The sequence below is a fragment of the Enterococcus sp. HMSC072F02 genome, from assembly GCF_001837725.1.
In the GTDB taxonomy this organism is placed as follows: Bacteria; Bacillota; Bacilli; order Lactobacillales; family Enterococcaceae; genus Enterococcus_B; species Enterococcus_B lactis.
Map to the genome: position 1 here is coordinate 1 of NZ_KV833906.1, position 748 is coordinate 748.

The 748-nt window shown below is 40.8% G+C and carries 1 protein-coding gene; it reads right to left on the reverse strand.

Annotation, left to right across the window (positions count from 1 at the left end; genetic code table 11):
• Positions 1-8: 8 nt before the first annotated feature.
• Complete coding sequence (locus tag HMPREF2731_RS02475) at positions 9-635, reverse strand: aggregation-promoting factor (RefSeq protein WP_070872260.1); 627 nt, start codon at positions 633-635, stop codon at positions 9-11.
• Between the last annotated feature and the right edge of the window lie 113 nt (positions 636-748).

Below are 748 nucleotides of genomic sequence, written 5' to 3' on the forward strand. Positions count from 1 at the left end.
AATGAATCTTAGTACCAACCGTTTGCTTCCCAGAATGCTTTCGCAGCTTCCCAAGAACCATAACGTGAAGCAACATATTGTTCTGCCACTTTTTCTTGGTTCGCAGCAGAGTAATCACCATTCAAGTAAGAAGAATCTAATTGGTAACGTCCGATGTAACGTCCGTTCGTTGCTGTGTAAGAACCGCTTGATTCTTTTTGTGCGATCCATTCTTTTGCAGCATTCGTGCTTGTTGCCGTTGTTTTTGTTGTAGCAGATTGTGTTTCAGCAACAGGGGCTGCTTGTGTTTCCGTTTGAACCGTTTCTTGTACAACAGGTTGTTCAGCTTGAACAGGTTCAGCTTGGACTGGTGCTTCTTGAACGGCTGCTTGAGGTTCAGCAGCTGCTTGTGTAGAGCCTTCTGTTGGAATCGTTAATTGTTGTCCTGAGTAGATCAGGTTAATGTCAGAAATTGAATTTGATTCTGCAATGGCATTGATCAAGGAGTTGTCACCAACGTATTTTTGAGAAATCGTTGATAGAGTATCACCTGATTGAACGGTATAAGCTTCGTCCGCATGAGCAGTCGTTCCCATGAAGAATGCAGCACCGGCAGCCAAAGTTGTTCCAAAAAGTAAAGTTTTAAGTGATGTCATGAAAAATCTCCTTTATTCGTTAAAAAGTTTTATTTGTTGTGTTCAACGAGGAATACTTTAACACGTGAAAATATTTCATAGGTAAAAGAAGCATGACAATTTATGACAAATCC

Excerpts from the sequence above, each read along its gene's own strand:
- HMPREF2731_RS02475 (WP_070872260.1), bottom strand. The coding sequence starts at position 635 with ATGACATCACTTAAAACTTTACTTTTTGGAACAACTTTGGCTGCCGGT.